17 protein-coding genes are annotated in these 14,351 nt (G+C 68.6%); 7 read left to right on the forward strand and 10 right to left on the reverse strand.

All coding sequences use genetic code 11. The annotated features are described in order from the left end of the window. Positions 1-32: 32 nt before the first annotated feature. The 3 genes from ispF to ACFXI4_RS01705 all read right to left on the reverse strand — a co-directional run bounded on the left by ispF (position 33) and on the right by ACFXI4_RS01705 (position 2,045). Positions 33-524, reverse strand: coding sequence for a 2-C-methyl-D-erythritol 2,4-cyclodiphosphate synthase (ispF, locus tag ACFXI4_RS01695; protein ID WP_362724819.1), 492 nt, complete (start codon positions 522-524; stop codon positions 33-35). Beyond that, positions 514-1,278 carry a 2-C-methyl-D-erythritol 4-phosphate cytidylyltransferase gene (ispD, locus tag ACFXI4_RS01700; RefSeq protein WP_384987208.1) on the reverse strand — a complete coding sequence of 255 codons (765 nt, stop codon included), beginning with the start codon at positions 1,276-1,278 and terminating at the stop codon, positions 514-516. Before ispD ends, ispF begins: the two co-directional genes overlap by 11 nt. A gap of 284 nt (positions 1,279-1,562) precedes the next feature. Continuing rightward, entirely contained in the window at positions 1,563-2,045 is a 483-nt protein-coding gene (locus ACFXI4_RS01705; protein ID WP_003953493.1) for a CarD family transcriptional regulator, read from the reverse strand. A gap of 602 nt (positions 2,046-2,647) precedes the next feature. On the opposite strand from ACFXI4_RS01705, the gene ACFXI4_RS01710 reads away from it, so the two are divergent. Then, entirely contained in the window at positions 2,648-3,313 is a 666-nt protein-coding gene (locus tag ACFXI4_RS01710; protein WP_384987210.1) for a DUF461 domain-containing protein, read from the forward strand. An 81-nt stretch (positions 3,314-3,394) separates the two neighbouring features. On the opposite strand, the gene ACFXI4_RS01715 is transcribed toward ACFXI4_RS01710, so the two are convergent. After that, the gene (locus ACFXI4_RS01715) at positions 3,395-4,075 is read right to left on the reverse strand and encodes a response regulator transcription factor (RefSeq protein WP_010358452.1); all 681 of its coding nucleotides are present in this window, start codon (positions 4,073-4,075) and stop codon (positions 3,395-3,397) included. After that, positions 4,072-5,328 carry an ATP-binding protein gene (locus ACFXI4_RS01720; RefSeq protein WP_362715719.1) on the reverse strand — a complete coding sequence of 419 codons (1,257 nt, stop codon included), beginning with the start codon at positions 5,326-5,328 and terminating at the stop codon, positions 4,072-4,074. The genes ACFXI4_RS01715 and ACFXI4_RS01720 overlap by 4 nt, the downstream gene beginning before the upstream one ends. A gap of 221 nt (positions 5,329-5,549) precedes the next feature. Here ACFXI4_RS01720 and phoU point away from each other — a divergent pair, with 221 nt between their 5' ends. Continuing rightward, positions 5,550-6,239, forward strand: coding sequence for a phosphate signaling complex protein PhoU (phoU, locus tag ACFXI4_RS01725; protein ID WP_362715716.1), 690 nt, complete (start codon positions 5,550-5,552; stop codon positions 6,237-6,239). Positions 6,240-6,423: 184 nt separating this feature from the next. Further along, the gene (locus tag ACFXI4_RS01730; RefSeq protein ID WP_362715713.1) at positions 6,424-6,579 is read left to right on the forward strand and encodes a hypothetical protein; all 156 of its coding nucleotides are present in this window, start codon (positions 6,424-6,426) and stop codon (positions 6,577-6,579) included. A 101-nt stretch (positions 6,580-6,680) separates the two neighbouring features. On the opposite strand, the gene ACFXI4_RS01735 is transcribed toward ACFXI4_RS01730, so the two are convergent. After that, entirely contained in the window at positions 6,681-7,646 is a 966-nt protein-coding gene (locus ACFXI4_RS01735) for an alpha/beta fold hydrolase (RefSeq protein ID WP_384987213.1), read from the reverse strand. Positions 7,647-7,771: 125 nt separating this feature from the next. After that, a complete protein-coding gene (locus ACFXI4_RS01740) occupies positions 7,772-8,752 on the reverse strand; it encodes a hypothetical protein (protein ID WP_384987215.1) in 981 nt (326 codons plus the stop codon). A gap of 149 nt (positions 8,753-8,901) precedes the next feature. Between ACFXI4_RS01740 and ACFXI4_RS01745 the strand changes: the two genes are divergently transcribed. The 3 genes from ACFXI4_RS01745 to ACFXI4_RS01755 all read left to right on the forward strand — a co-directional run bounded on the left by ACFXI4_RS01745 (position 8,902) and on the right by ACFXI4_RS01755 (position 10,822). Beyond that, on the forward strand, positions 8,902-9,327 hold the full coding sequence (locus ACFXI4_RS01745) for a VOC family protein (RefSeq protein ID WP_362715705.1): 426 nt from the start codon (positions 8,902-8,904) through the stop codon (positions 9,325-9,327). 177 nt (positions 9,328-9,504) lie between these two features. After that, on the forward strand, positions 9,505-10,386 hold the full coding sequence (locus ACFXI4_RS01750) for a hypothetical protein (protein WP_384987217.1): 882 nt from the start codon (positions 9,505-9,507) through the stop codon (positions 10,384-10,386). A gap of 181 nt (positions 10,387-10,567) precedes the next feature. After that, entirely contained in the window at positions 10,568-10,822 is a 255-nt protein-coding gene (locus ACFXI4_RS01755) for a ribosomal protein L7/L12 (protein WP_384987219.1), read from the forward strand. 310 nt (positions 10,823-11,132) lie between these two features. Here the strand turns inward: ACFXI4_RS01755 and ACFXI4_RS01760 are convergent, their stop codons facing one another. Both ACFXI4_RS01760 and ACFXI4_RS01765 read right to left on the reverse strand, forming a co-directional pair. After that, positions 11,133-11,450 (reverse strand): GIY-YIG nuclease family protein, encoded by a 318-nt coding sequence (locus ACFXI4_RS01760; protein WP_384987221.1) that lies wholly within the window; start codon positions 11,448-11,450, stop codon positions 11,133-11,135. Then, a complete protein-coding gene (locus tag ACFXI4_RS01765; protein WP_384987223.1) occupies positions 11,447-11,788 on the reverse strand; it encodes a hypothetical protein in 342 nt (113 codons plus the stop codon). The genes ACFXI4_RS01760 and ACFXI4_RS01765 overlap by 4 nt, the downstream gene beginning before the upstream one ends. Before the next feature lie 203 nt (positions 11,789-11,991). On the opposite strand from ACFXI4_RS01765, the gene ACFXI4_RS01770 reads away from it, so the two are divergent. Then, positions 11,992-12,309, forward strand: coding sequence for an Imm51 family immunity protein (locus ACFXI4_RS01770; RefSeq protein WP_062025287.1), 318 nt, complete (start codon positions 11,992-11,994; stop codon positions 12,307-12,309). 29 nt (positions 12,310-12,338) lie between these two features. Here the strand turns inward: ACFXI4_RS01770 and ACFXI4_RS01775 are convergent, their stop codons facing one another. Further along, on the reverse strand, positions 12,339-13,460 hold the full coding sequence (locus tag ACFXI4_RS01775) for an IS630 family transposase (protein ID WP_384987225.1): 1,122 nt from the start codon (positions 13,458-13,460) through the stop codon (positions 12,339-12,341). Between the last annotated feature and the right edge of the window lie 891 nt (positions 13,461-14,351).

Below are 14,351 nucleotides of genomic sequence, written 5' to 3' on the forward strand. Positions count from 1 at the left end.
TGCGGCTCCTCGCGCCCCCCGGGTGGGACCGGTCAGCTCCGTTCGACGACCAGCGCCGTCGCGATGGCCATGAGGCCTTCTTCCCTGCCCGGAAATCCGAGACCGTCCGTGGTGGCCCCGGAGACCGAGACCGGTGCCCCGGCCGCCGCCGAAAGGATCTTCTCCGCCTCGTCCCTGCGCTTGCCGATCTTCGGACGCGGCCCTACGACCTGTACGGCGACGTTCCCGATCAGGAATCCGGCGTCGCGGACGATCCGGGCGGCCTCCGTCAGGAGGGTCACGCCCGACGCGCCCGACCACTGCGGGCGGCCCGTGCCGAAGTGCCGGCCCAGGTCGCCCAGGCCCGCCGCGGAGAACAACGCGTTGCACGCGGCGTGCGCGACCACGTCCGCGTCCGAGTGACCGGCCAGACCCGGTCCCTCGCCCTCCCACTTCAGACCGGCGCACCACAGCTCGCGGCCCTCTTCGAAGGCGTGGATGTCGGTGCCGATGCCGACGCGCGGCAGGACGACCTCAGAAGCCATCGTTGAGCCTCCTGCGGGCCAGGACCGCCTCCGCGAGGACCAGGTCGAGGGGGCGGGTGACCTTGAAGGCCTCCTCGTGGCCGGGGACGACCACGACCCGTTCGCCGAGCTGCTCGACCATGCCGGCGTCGTCGGTGACGTTGCCGGTGACCGTCTCGTGGGCGCGCACCAGCGTCGCGCGGTCGAACCCCTGGGGGGTCTGGACGGCACGCAGGCGGGCCCGCTCGGGGGTGGCGAGCACCGGCTCCGGCTCGCCGGGGGCGGTGGCCGGCTCGACCTCCTTGACCGTGTCGGCGAGCGGGAGGGCCGGGACGACCGCGGGGGCGCCGTCGCGGACCGCCTGGACGACGGCGTCGACCGTGTCGACGGGGACCAGGGGACGGGCCGCGTCGTGCACGAGGACGATGTCGTAGTCGGGGGGCAGCGCGTCCAGGCCGAGCTTGACCGACTCCTGGCGGGACTCACCGCCCGGGACGACGAGGAAGTCGGTGCGGTCGGGCAGCGCGTGCGCGTCGAGCAGGGACTTGACCTCGGACGCGCCGTCGGACGGGGCCACGACGACGACCAGGGAGACCGCGCGGGATGCGGCCAGCGCGCGGACCGCGTGGATGAGCATGGGCGTACCGTTCAGCGCGCGTAGCGCCTTGGGAGCGCCCGGACCGAGCCGTACGCCCCGGCCGGCGGCGGGAATCACGGCGGCGGTACGCGGTTCCGTACCCCGTTCCGTACGCGAAGGACGCGAATCGTCAGACATCGGTTCCTGTCAGGTTTGTGTGCGGGCCTGGCGTGGGTATGGCCTGGGAAGTGCCGGGCGCGACGCCTTGACCGGACCCTTCCGTGACACTGGTCGAGCCAGCAGCCCGGGCCCGGCACGCTTAGTATCGGGGTTTCGCCGGGGTGGGTGTTCCGCGAGCCGGCGCAGGGGTTCCGTGGATGTGAATTCCGGGCACGGACATGCCGCAGCGCCCGGCGACAGATATGTCATCGGGCACCGCGGCATTCAGTGTGCGGAGTTTCGGTGTGTCGAGCTGGATCGCGTCAGGACGCGAGGACCTCGTCGAGCAGGGCCTCGGCCTTGTCCTCGTTCGTGTTCTCCGCGAGGGCGAGCTCGCTCACCAGGATCTGGCGGGCCTTGGCGAGCATGCGCTTCTCACCGGCGGAGAGTCCGCGCTCGCGCTCACGACGCCACAGGTCACGCACGACTTCCGCGACCTTGATGACGTCGCCGGAGGCGAGCTTCTCCAGGTTTGCCTTGTATCGACGGGACCAGTTCGTGGGCTCCTCGGCGTACGGCGCGCGCAGCACCTCGAAGACCCGGTCCAGCCCGTCCTGACCGACCACATCACGCACGCCGACGAACTCCGCATTGTCCGCTGGCACACGTACCGTCAGGTCACCCTGGGCGACCTTCAGCACCAAGTAGGTCTTGTCCACGCCTTTGATCTGGCGAGTTTCGATAGCCTCGATCAGCGCGGCCCCGTGATGGGGATAGACCACGGTGTCGCCAACCTTGAACGTCATGTGACAGGTACCCCTTCCGTGGCTATCCAGGGTAACACGGAAACCGGCGGTTCTGAATGGCGTTTTCGCAGGTCAGGGCATATCTCGGGGCTTGACAACAGCAACAGGAACGTGCTGCGGAGGCTGCCCGGAACCAGGTATTCGCAGGTCGGAGCGGCTCTCCGGGTGAGGAGAAACGTGCGCGTCACACACTTCCGGACGACCGCCCAAGTGGCGGAACATCCCCATATGTCCGCTTCCAAGTGTACGACTTCCGGTACTCCGTTCGGCTGCCGATGTCGGATCGGAGACGTTTCCGGAATTGATCACAGGGGTCCGGCCGACGGTACGTGATCAATTTCCCCGACGGCCGCGTATTCCTTCACGGAAATTTTGCGCGCGGTGTCGCGAACGAGTTATGTGAATGCCTGACGAGCGCCCCCACAAGTGACCGAGGAGTCGCGTGTGGAGCCCTGAGGGTGCAGCCGCTCAAGAGAAGCAAGGGGCTTGGGGAGGGTCGGGTGCGGCCACGAGGGAACGGCTCGGTAACCTAAGGCCGCTGACAGACACTTAGGGCGGCTTTATTAGGGGGCCGCCCGTGCGTTCAAGGAGTTGCCGCCGCCGTGAGCAGCAGCCTTCGACGCGGCGCCCTCGCCGCCTCCGCCATCGCCGTCTCCGTAGCCGCGCTCTCCGCGTGCGGTGCCGGCAACAACTCCCAGACGCTGGAGATCAAGCCGGACAACGCCGCGACCAGCGTGGGCGACATCAAGGTCCAGAACGCGACCGTGATCACCCAGCCCGACCTCACGTCGACGGGCCCGGCCGTGGTCTCCGCGACCATCTTCAACACCGGCACCGAGCCCGAGACGCTCCAGTCGATCGTCGTCGCCGGTACCAACAAGACCGCCGAACTGCACGCCACCAAGTCCCAGCCGCTGACCATCCCGGCCGGCGGCCGGCTGATCCTGGGCGGCGCGAACAACGCCTCCGCGGTGCTGGGCAGCAGCCGTGAGGCCGTCAAGGACGGCAACGCGCAGAAGGTCACGTTCACCTTCAGCAAGACGGGCGACGTGAGCCTGCGCGCGTTCGTCGTGCCGGCCGAGAGCTTCTTCACGGGCTGGGGCCCGAGCGCCGTCCCGTCGGCCACGGCGTCCGCGTCCTCGTCCGCCTCGGCCTCCGGCTCCCCGGCGGCGGGCGCCACGGCGAGCGAGAGCGCCAAGGGCAAGAACAAGGCGTCCGAGAGCGCCACCCCGAGCGACTCGGCGTCCGAGTCGACGAACGCGGGCTGAGCGGTCGTACGGCCAGCGCGAGAAGGGCGGCCCCTCAGGGTGCCGCCCTTCTCGCGTTGGTCAGATGACCAGGTCAGCGGTTTACGGCTCGAACTTGTAGCCGAGACCGCGGACCGTCACCAGGTAGCGCGGCGCGCCCGGGTCGGGCTCGATCTTGGCGCGCAGGCGCTTGACGTGGACGTCGAGGGTCTTGGTGTCACCGACGTAGTCGGCACCCCAGACCCGGTCGATGAGCTGCATACGGGTCAGGACGCGGCCCGCGTTGCGCAGCAGCATCTCCAGCAGGTCGAACTCCTTGAGGGGGAGGTCGACCTTGGAACCGGAGACCGTCACCACGTGGCGGTCGACGTCCATGCGGACCGGACCGGCCTCCAGGGCGGCCGGGGTGACCTCCTCCGGCTCCCCGCGACGGCGCAGGACGGCCCGGATACGGGCCACCAGCTCGCGGGAGGAGAAGGGCTTGGTGACGTAGTCGTCGGCTCCTATTTCGAGCCCGACAACCTTGTCGATCTCACTGTCCTTGGCCGTCACCATGATGACGGGGACGTTGGACCGGCCGCGCAGCTGGCGGCAGACCTCGGTGCCCGGCAGACCGGGCAGCATCAGGTCGAGGAGGACGAGGTCGGCGCCGTTGCGCTCGAACTCGTCGAGTCCGTCGGGGCCCGTGGCCGCCACTGCGACCTCGAAGCCCTCTTTGCGGAGCATGTACGACAGGGCGTCGGAGAAGGACTCCTCGTCCTCGACGACGAGCACTCGGGTCACGGAAGGACCTCCGGGGCAGGAAGCGGTTCAAACGGGGACGACTCGGTGGTACCGGCCTCGTCATCGAGGTCGGGGTCGGGGTGCTGCGAGGCGCGGTCACGAGCCGCGCCCGCCTCCGGCAACCTGAGGGTGAACGTGGAGCCCTGACCTTCGGCGCTCCACACCGTGACCTCCCCGCCGTGCGAGGCGACCACGTGCTTGACGATGGCGAGACCGAGACCGGTACCGCCGGTGGCCCGTGAGCGGGCCGGGTCGACGCGGTAGAAGCGCTCGAAGATGCGCTCCTTGTCCTTGTCGGTGATGCCGATGCCCTGGTCGGTCACGGCAAGTTCGATCATGTCGCCGCCGGGCGCGCCGATCCGGCGAGCGGCTATCCCGACCCGGGTGCGGGCCGGGGAGTAGTTCACGGCGTTCTCGACCAGGTTGCCGAGGGCGGCGGCCAACTGGCCGCGGTTGCCCCAGACATGCAGGTCGGCGGTGCCGCCGGCGGCCATGGTGATCTGTTTGGTACCGGCCTGGTGGCGGCACCGGTCGATCGCCTCGGCGACGAGTTCGTCCACCCGGACGGGCTCCGCGTCCTCCAGCGGATCGTCGTTCTGCACTCTCGACAGATCGATGAGCTCCTGGACCAGGTTGGTCAGGCGCGTGGCCTCGATCTGCATACGGCCGGCGAAGCGCTGCACCGCCTCCGGATCGTCCGAGGCGTCCATGACGGCCTCGGAGAGCAGGGAGAGCGCACCGACCGGGGTCTTCAGCTCGTGGCTGACATTCGCCACGAAGTCGCGTCGTACCGCCTCGATCCTACGGGCCTCGGTGAGGTCCTCGACGAGGAGCAGGACGAGCCGGGAGCCGAGGGGCGCCACCCGCGCGGAGACGGCGAGCGCCTCTCCGCGTCCGGTGCCCCGCCGGGGCAGGTCAAGCTCGACCTGGCGTATCTCGCCGTCGCGCCGGGTGTCCCGGGCCATCTGGAGCATCGGTTCGACGGCGAGCTTGCCGCCACGCACCAGTCCGAGGGCGTACGCCGCCGAACTCGCCTTGACCACGATGTCGCCCTCGTCGAGGACCACCGCGGAGGACCGCAGCACGCTCAGTACGGTGTCCACGCCCGGGGGCAGTACGGGGTCGGTGTGCAGAGAGGTCCTGGTCGGTCGCTTCTGGTCGCGTTCGCTCCAGCGGAACGCCAGCATGGCGATGACACCGGTGAGTACCCCGGCGATCGCTGCCGCTGCGGCGACCGCCGCGTTCACGTCCATGCAAACAGGTTAAGCAGGGGGTACGACATCCCCACAGTCCGCGAGGTGTCAGCTCGAACACTCGTCGCCCAGAGTTCACCTTGGAGCCAGTATTGGTTCATTTGCGATGGCAGAAACGGACGCGCGGGGATCGGAACATGGGAGCGTGGGGTTCGCAGCTGGTTTCGGCCACGGGCCCCGGCCCACGGAGCCCTAGAACACACGTACGAGAGGGAACCCTGATGCGGGACGCGTACCACGAGGAACTCGACTCGATCGGCGACAGCCTGGTCGACATGGCCAGGCTGGTCGGATCGGCGATCGGGCGCGCCACGACGGCGATCCTCGACGGCGACCTGAAGCTGGCCGAAAGCGTCATCGAGGCGGACCAGAAGGTGGACGAGCTCCACCACGACCTGGAGGCCCGCGCGATAGCCCTGCTGGCCCGCCAGCAGCCGGTCGCGACCGACCTGCGGATCGTCGTCACCTCGCTGCGGATGTCCGCCGACCTGGAGCGTTCCGGCGACCTGGCCCAGCACGTGGCCAAGCTGGCCCGGCTGCGCTACCCCGGGAACGCCATCCCCCACGACCTGCACGCGACCATCCTGGAGATGGGGCAGCTCGCACAGCGCCTGATGGCCAAGGCCGCCGAGGTGATCATCACCAAGGACGTCGACCTGGCGCTGCAGCTGGAGCAGGACGACGACGAGATGGACCTGCTGCACCGCACGATCTTCCAGCACCTGCTGGACGACCGCTGGCAGCACGGCATCGAGACCGCGGTCGACGTGACGCTGCTCGGCCGCTACTACGAGCGGTACGCCGACCACGCGGTCGCCGTCGCCAAGCGCGTGGTCTTCCTGGTCACGGGTGAGCACGCGGACGAGCTGCAGCCGGACATCCAGCCGGTGACGGGCATCGAGGGCGCGTAACGCCTGGCGGATCCCCTGACGATCCCCCCGGAGGTCGCCGTGCCGGGTCCCCCGGCGGGTCGGGGCTCGCGAGGTGCGGGCCGGGCGGGCGGGCGCCCCTGTGCGCCGTTGATGCGCCCAGTGAAACGGGCATGAAATGGGCAGGGCACCACGCCCTGCCTCTAGGGACCTCTAGGAGGGATCCATGGCCGAATCCCCCAGCACCACGCCCGACCCCACCCAGCAGCGCGAGACCGAACAGCCCGGCGAGATCAAGAACCTTCTCGTCATCGGTGCGTGCGGGTGCGGCTCGGGCTGCGGCTGCGGCTGCCAGTCGGGCAGCCCCTGCCAGTGCGGCTGAGCGCACGTCCGACGAACGACGGCCAAGGGCCCCCGACTCCGGTCGGGGGCCCTTCGTCCTGGTCGCGCTCCGCCCTCAGGCGGGGGGGGCGGGCTCGGCCGTCAGGCGGCGGGCAGGGCGGCGAGCCAGTCGACGAGCAGCCGGTTGATCTCGTCGGGCCGTTCCTGCTGGATCCAGTGCCCGCAGCCGTCCAGGACATGTGAGGAGACCAGGCCGGGGAGCGTGACCGGGTACGCCTCGATGGCATCGGCCAGCCAGGTCGTGGAGGCGTCGAGGCCGCCGCCGGCGAACAGGGACGGCTGGGTGATCGGGGCGCCGTCGTACGCGGCGAGGTCCTCCCAGTCGCGGTCCATGTTCCGGTACCGGTTGAGCGCGCCGGTGAGTCCGGTGCGCTCGAACTCACCGGCGTAGACGTCGAGGTCCCGCTCACCGAGCCACCCGGGCAGCGGCCCGACGGGGAACCGGTCCCTCAGGAGGCCCCCGGCACCGACGAAGTGGGGGTCGGGAGCGCCCGGCCCCGGCATGGTGTCGCCGGAGAAGGCGGCGTAGAACCCCGCGAGCCACCCCCGTACATCGGGCTCGATCTCCCCCTCGGCCCGCCCCGCCTCCTGGAAGTACGAGACGTAGAACTCCTCGCCGCCCATGCGCGCGAAGACGTCACTGGGCCGGGGGCCGCCGCGCGGGGCGTACGGCACGCTCAGCAGCCCCACGGCCCTGAAGACGTCCGGCCTGAGCAGCGCGGAGTTCGCGGCGATCGCGGAACCCCAGTCGTGGCCGACGACCACGGCCGACTCCTCGCCGAGCGCACGCACCACGAGGACGTTGTCCTCGACGAGTCCGGCCATCCGGTAGGCGTCCGGCGCGGCCGGTGCGCTGGAACGCCCGTACCCCCGCACATCGATGGCGACGGCGCGGTATCCCGCCGCGGCGAGCACCGGCAGCTGATGCCGCCACGAGTACCAGCTCTCGGGAAACCCGTGCACCAGCAGGACGAGGGGCCCGGCACCCTGCTCGACAAGATGAATCCGCCGTCCGCCACCGGAGACAACCCGATGCGTACCCTCCATGATCCCTCCTCGGTCTCGGCCTCGTCGCCTCACCACGGATCATGCGAGCACCGGGACCAGGACCACGAACACGTTTGCCGATCCGGCAAACCCGCGGGCCGTCACGAAGGGCTGCTGGTCACCCGCTACTTGACGTCGACGTAGTCGCCCGTGGCCGAGACGGCCGGAGTGGTGGCGGTACCGGCGAACGAGTAGCGCCAGTAGCCGTCGGTCGTCGCCTTGCAGGTCGTCCTGAGGTTGCCGTGGCTGTCCGTGGTGATGGTCTTGAGGGTCTTGTAGGTGCTGGTCCCCTTCTTGCGGAACTGCAGCTTGACCTTCTGCCCGGTGTAGCCGGCGTACTTGTGGGTCTCCCAGTTCGCCCGGGTGAGGGCGCCGGTGACCGTGAGGGTCTTGCCCTTCCTGACCGGCTCGGGCGCGGCGTTGACGGTGAGCCTGGACAGGCGGCGGACCGTGGGAGAGGTCTGCCCGGCCAGTTCGGCGGTGCCGATCTTGCTCACGTCGGCCGGGTTCTGCGGCTTCTGGCCGTTGTAGGCGACCGCCCAGGCCACGGCGTGCCACTTCGCTCCGGCGTCCGCGTTGCGCAGGTCCGAGCGGGGGTAGATGTCGACCTTCCCCTTGCAGGACATGCCGGTGACGACCTTCTCGTACGACGACTCCGAGGAGGTCACGTCGCAGGTCGCCGCCTGGTCCCCGTAGAGGTCGCTCGTCGGCTTGCTGGCGGAGCCGCGGTAGAGGTCGAGACCGACGTAGAAGTCCGGAGCCGAGACGTCCACGTTGGTGGCGGTGAGGTTGAAGCTGTACGACACGTGCACGATGGCGTCCGTGCCGACGGACACCGTGGTCTTGCCGCCGGCGACCTTCACCTTGGAGAAGGTGACGGCCAGGGCGTAGGGCTGCTTGGCGGTCGCGGTGGTCGCCGTCGTCGCCGTCGTCGCCGTGAAGGCGGTACGCCCGCCGGTGCCGCCGGCGGAGGTGCCGGTGAGCTGCCAGGGCCGTACGGAAGCCGGGGCATCGGCGGCGGTGGCGGTGGCGGCCGGAACGGCGACCAGGGTCAGCGCGGCGGCGCCGCAGGCGGCGGTGACGGCGGCGGTGGTGCGAATACGCATGCGTTCTCCGTGTCAGGCGTTGGTATGTGACTGAGACACGCCAACCCGACGGAAGGTTGCGCCCGGCTTCACGATCCCCACCTCCGGCCGCCAACCCGCCCGCGCCCAGCGGGAGATGAGCTGCGCGGGCTCCTTGCTATGGTGCGCCAATGTCAACGATCAGGCAGTTCCAGGTCACCTTCGACTGCGCCGACCCCGCGCGTGTCGCCCGCTTCTGGTGCGAGGTGCTGGGGTACGTGATGTCGCCGCCCCGCGGATTTGCCACATGGGACGACTACGACCGCTCGCGGCCGCCGGAGGACCGGGGTTCGTGGTCCGCGTGCGTCGATCCCTCGGGTGCCGGCCCACGGCTGTTCTTCCAGCGCGTCCCCGAGGGCAAGGTCGTCAAGAACCGGGTCCACCTGGACGTGCGGGTCGGCACCGGGCTCGTGGGCGAGGAGCGCCTGGCCGCGCTCGAGGCCGAGTGCGCGCGCCTGATCCCGCTCGGCGCCGTCCGCGAGCGGCTCCTGCTCGACGAGAACGACTCGTGCATCGTGATGCAGGACATCGAGGGCAACGAGTTCTGCCTCGACTGACGGCTCATGGGGGGCGTCATCGATCTGATCCACCTGGCCGACCGGCCCGGCACCGGCGGACACAGCGTCTCCGTGGGCGTTCTGGGCAGCCGCCCGTTCGGCGACGAAAGGCGATGCCGTACCGGGCGTCGCGAGGGGCAGAGGTCTTCGACCTGTGATCATGAAGCGTCATGAGGAGTGATCGACGAGGAGCCTCAGGTCGCCGGGCCCGACGTGCCGCCGCCGTGGGGCGCTCGCGGGAACACGCTGTGGGTGATGTTCGTGAACTGGTTGACCTCGCTGCCGGCGGCGGTTCTGGTCGTGGGTGGACTCCTGCTTGCCTTGCTGGTCGCGGCAGGGGCACGGGTCGGCGTACGGGCGCTCGTACCGGTCGCCGAACGGGATCGGGTGCCGCAGATCGCGACGCCCCTGATGCCGACACTCGGCGCCGCCTTCGCGATCTTCGCCGCACTCTCCCTGGCCAGCGAGGCCGGCTACCTGCGGGCGGCCGAGGGGTTGGTCAGCGACGAGGCGGCGGCGACCTCCCGCCTGGCATGGGCGGCGACGAGTCCGCAGGTCCAGTCGGAACCGATCCATGCGGCGCTGCTGGACTACCTGCGGACCACTCGTGCCGATGAGTGGAAGGGGGCGGAAGCGGCGTCCGGCGACGACCCGGCCACCGCTCGTGCGATCGCCCGGCTGGAGCGCACTGTGCGCGCCGAGGCGGCCCGGCCCGGTGTGGGAACCCCGACGGGCACGGAGCTGGTGGGCTCCCTGGACGCCGTCACCAGTAGCCGCCGCGCCCGCGTCGCGGCCGCCGCACGCGACGTTCCCTCGCTCTACGTCGTCACGCTCGTGGTCAGCGGACTGGCACTGATCGTGAACTCCGGCGCGCTGGTGTTCCGCAGCAGTCTGCGAACCTCGCTGCTCATCGTGGGGGTCGCGGGTGTGGTCGGACTGAGCCTGGCGTTGCTCTTCGCACTCAGCGCACCCTGGAGCGGACCGTTCATCGTCAGCGGGCATCCGCTGGACGCCATCATCGGAGACCTGAAATCCGGCTTCTTCAACGGCGGATCGTAGCCGCGGGGCACGCCGGAACGCCTCCTTGCCTTCGCCGCCATCGCAGCGACCCTCCTATGCCACGCGGACTCGGAGGGTGAAATGGCACCCGCAGGGCCCTGGCTGCCGTCTTGAGGCAATACCCGGTGCCTGAGACGGCTCAGGCACCTACGCTCCTCATCAGAACGGGAGGGGACCAGGGATGGCGGTCGGATACTTCACGTTGGTCTGCGACGACGTGCCCAACGACGTGCTCCTCGTCGACCCCGGCTCCAGCCCGCTCGATGCAGCCCAGGTCGTACGCCGCCTGGCCGGACTGAGTCTCTGGCGTAGCAAGGCCCTGGTGGATCAAGCCCCGGTTGTGATCCTCGACGGTATTCCAGAAGAAGCCGCCGAGATCGCGGTCGCGGCGCTCCGCGATGTGGGCGCACAGGCAGAGGTGAAGCAGCAGACCTGATCGCACTCCGTCGGTCCTGTCTGCCGAGTCGCCCGGCGGCCTGGTCAGGCAGCTCACGGCCCAGAAACAGCCCCAGTACAGCAGCAAGCCCCCTACTCGCGGCAAAACCACAGGTAGGGGGCTTGATCGTGCAGGCTTACTTCTTCTTGCCCTGGGTCTTGCCGGGGATCTTGGTGACCTGCGTTTTCGCTGCTCAGGAGCGGTGGGCTCGTGCGCCTGGTGGTCGTCGTTGGTCGTTGTTGGCCACTGTCGAGCAACCTCGGACGGCCCAGGGACGGCCCAGACATCGGCCCGTTGTCCACCTGTGGGCCTACGAGCTGACAGGCAACTCCCGCGCTTGCTGACGTGCTTGGGCGCGTAGCTCCTTCAAGCGACTGTGAAACGCGTTGTGGCGGTTCTGGTCGAGGTTCAGCGGGAGGTCGAGTTGGGAGATGAGCCGCGACCCCAGGTCCCACGGTTCGCTCTGTTCGATCCAAGACACCCGCGCTTTGTCCGCCATCCACTGACTCAGCTTTGCTTCGCCGACCTTGCCAAAGGTCATCCGCTTCCCGCTGCCCACGCGGCGCAGATCAAGGGTCATGGATGACTGTCGTTGCTCGTCACTGTTGATGTCATCTATGGATGTCACGTGAGGTCCTTCAAGGTCCCAGGGATGCTGTCGAACATGCCCGGCGGGAACGACGTCATACCGAGCTTCTCCATGCCTGCCACCGCGGCAGCCAGAGACACGACCTGCCCGAGGGGGCTGTCCTTCTGAATGACGAACACGAAGTCGTTCTCGGATGGAGGAAGCGTCTTCGGCAGTGTGATCAAGCCGTGCCTGTCAAGCTCCTTGCTGATCTGCTCGCGCAGTGCCGCGCTGAGCCGATCTCTCTCCGGTGCGGCGTACTTCTTGATGAAGCGCATCGAGAGGCGCTTGATGCCGTGATCCACCTCTACCGCGTTCGCAATCACAGTGAAGTCCATAAGAAATTAGATAACTCAGTTAATAGCTGAGTTGTCAAGCGTGTGCCGTGTGCAAGACCCGGACCCTGCCGCGGCGGCAACGATGTGCAGTGGGGGCGGTCTCGATCTAGTGCTGTGACCGGAAAGGTTCACCGGGGTCGGGAGCGGATGAGCCTCTGGAGGGAGCGGATGGCCCGTGGGCCAGGCGTGAGAGGATCGTGGCCGTGACCATCAAGCTTCATGACTTCGACGGCGAACACTCGCTGACGTTGGATGTCGGTGGCCTGGCTGCTGATGCCGCAGTGGTCGATGCAGAACACGAGCCGAACGGATATTTCTGGGAAGGTCTCGTGCGGTTTGCCTGGCCAGACATCGCCGAGCGCCTCGACTTCGACAGCGAGGCCGGCATGTTCTGCGCGGTCGGGAGTCCGAGCGACCTCGCGCTTCTCAAGACGGCCGTTGAATCAGTCATCACGAGCCCCGAGGCAGTCCGCGACATCATCGCCCGGGCGGAGACTTCGGGCTTCGAGTTCGACGATTAGAGATCCAACCGGATAGCACCACCAGTTGGTCAGGATGCTGTGCTGAGTGGGCGTCCGCCCCAGCGGATGCCCTTCTCGCTGCGGATCCGGGCACGCTCCTTGCGCTGGGCGGCCAGTACGTCGGGGTGCCGGGCGTTCTTGTTGCGCCAGCGCAGGTAGGCGTGCAAAGCCCGGGTCTGGGTGGGGTGGCTGCGGTGGTTGGAGTTGGCGACGGTGAACTGCCGCAGTGGTCCAAAGTGGGCCTCGATCGGGTTGGCCCAGGATGCGTAGGTGGGCGTGAAGCACAGCTCGACCCGGTTCCTCCTGGCCCAGCGCCGGATCGTCTCGCCCTTGTGGGCGGACAAGTTGTCCAAGATGACGTAGATCGGCGCGCCGTCCGGGCGGGCCGCGCGGATCGACCTCAGCGCGGCCAGGGCGTTCGCAGCGCCCTTCTTGCTGCGGTTGACGCCCCACAGGGTGTCGTCGCCGATCGAGTAGCAGCCGTGGAAGTAGCGGACTCCGTGGGTGCGGTGGTAGGTCGCGGGGTGCCGCTCGGGGTGGCCGGCAGGGGCCCAGCCGGAACCGCCGGTGGGGCGGATGCCGAGCGGGCCGAACTCGTCGAACGCGAACACCCGGTCCGGGAACCGCTCCAGGACGTGCTCGATCCGGTCGAGCTTGGTGTCACGCTCGGGGTCGGGTGATTCCTTCCAGGTCTTGGTTCGTTGGAAGGTGATGCCGCGGCGGGCGAGCAGGCACCGTAACGCCTCGCGGCCGATCCTGATCACGCGACCGTGAACGCGTCGCAGGTGGGCGGCAAGTTTGCGGACGGACCAGCGGGTGAAGGGCTGGCCGAGCTTGGTCGGGCGGGTGGTGGCCGTCGCGACGACGAAGTCCTCGTCGTCAGGACTGAGCAGGCGGGGACGGCCTCCCGCCCACTGAGGGTCCAGGCAGGCCAGGCCGATCTCGTTGAACCGGTGGATCACATCGCGGACGGTGTCCTCGTCTGCCTGCACCAGTTGGGCAATCACCGGCACCCGGTTCCCGCCGGCCGAGGCCAGCAGCATCATCGCCCGCCGGTAGCGCACCGAACTGGTGCTGCCCCGGCGCACGATCTGCTGCAGCTTCTGCCCCTCCTGATCGGTCAACCTGCGCACACGGACAGGCTCAGCCACCACACCCCCAGCGATCGGACGAACGGACGTCACCGGACATCCAACCGCCGCGACCACCAACCCGGCGAACCTTCCCGGTCAGAGCACTAGCTGGGTGGGCGGCCATCTCTTTGGTGCGACGTCTGCGCCTCAGCCGACGACAGCCAGCCACGACGGCGGGCGCGCCGGCCGACCATGCACGCGTGTGCCTCGCTGCACCCCCACTGGCCTCAGCCACGCTGCCATGCCGTCGATCAGAGCAAGCTGCGCCGGCGGAGGCGTGGCGGTCAGGCCTTGGGTGACCTCTTTGTCCTGAGGCACTTGGGTGAGGGCGCCGGCATGGGCCGATAGATCTCTCACCTGCCATGACAGCCAGGAGTCCGTGTTCGTCCGCCGGTGTTAGACGCTCACCCGTCGTCCTACCAGCGGACGACGGTGCGGTGGTCTGAGTGATGATCCCTGGCGCTCTCGTTCGTCCTGCTGCCGGGCGGCACTGTTGGATCAGAAGTTGTTCGTTGACTAGGCGCGATGGGTAGTTGTTCGACACAATGAACTCAGGGGTTCACTGAGAGTCAAGATCATTTATTGGTCCGCTGTCAGTGGGGTAGGTAACAATCACATACGAGGTGCCAGGGGGGACCTTGGAGACGTGGCCTGACAGCTTCCCGGACGCATGTCCTCCAAGCGATGCAGAGGAGGCGTCCGGTAGCTTCTACCGGTTGGTGGACTCCGATCCGCCGACGCAGAGAGACTTCATGAACCATCATGAGCTGCTCGCGGCGGGACGTCTCAGGTCGAGGTTTTGGCCGGATGACTGCATCGCAGCAGGGCTGAGCGTGTTCGGTGATGTGGCAGATGCTCAGAAAACTCGGGCTGCTGTCGGACCACTGAGAAAGAAGAAGATAGCAGTAG

Origin of the sequence: Streptomyces sp. NPDC059224 (genome assembly GCF_042754285.1) — a bacterium.
Taxonomy (GTDB): domain Bacteria; phylum Actinomycetota; class Actinomycetes; order Streptomycetales; family Streptomycetaceae; genus Streptomyces.

Bases quoted from the DNA above. Each gene is read 5' to 3' on its own strand.
- ispF (WP_362724819.1), bottom strand. From the start codon at position 524: ATGGCTTCTGAGGTCGTCCTGCCGCGCGTCGGCATCGGCACCGACATC.
- ispD (WP_384987208.1), bottom strand. From the start codon at position 1,278: ATGTCTGACGATTCGCGTCCTTCGCGTACGGAACGGGGTACGGAACCG.
- ACFXI4_RS01705 (WP_003953493.1), bottom strand. From the start codon at position 2,045: ATGACGTTCAAGGTTGGCGACACCGTGGTCTATCCCCATCACGGGGCC.
- ACFXI4_RS01720 (WP_362715719.1), bottom strand. From the start codon at position 5,328: ATGGACGTGAACGCGGCGGTCGCCGCAGCGGCAGCGATCGCCGGGGTA.
- phoU (WP_362715716.1), top strand. From the start codon at position 5,550: ATGCGGGACGCGTACCACGAGGAACTCGACTCGATCGGCGACAGCCTG.
- ACFXI4_RS01730 (WP_362715713.1), top strand. From the start codon at position 6,424: ATGGCCGAATCCCCCAGCACCACGCCCGACCCCACCCAGCAGCGCGAG.
- ACFXI4_RS01735 (WP_384987213.1), bottom strand. From the start codon at position 7,646: ATGGAGGGTACGCATCGGGTTGTCTCCGGTGGCGGACGGCGGATTCAT.
- ACFXI4_RS01740 (WP_384987215.1), bottom strand. From the start codon at position 8,752: ATGCGTATTCGCACCACCGCCGCCGTCACCGCCGCCTGCGGCGCCGCC.
- ACFXI4_RS01745 (WP_362715705.1), top strand. From the start codon at position 8,902: ATGTCAACGATCAGGCAGTTCCAGGTCACCTTCGACTGCGCCGACCCC.
- ACFXI4_RS01755 (WP_384987219.1), top strand. From the start codon at position 10,568: ATGGCGGTCGGATACTTCACGTTGGTCTGCGACGACGTGCCCAACGAC.
- ACFXI4_RS01765 (WP_384987223.1), bottom strand. From the start codon at position 11,788: ATGGACTTCACTGTGATTGCGAACGCGGTAGAGGTGGATCACGGCATC.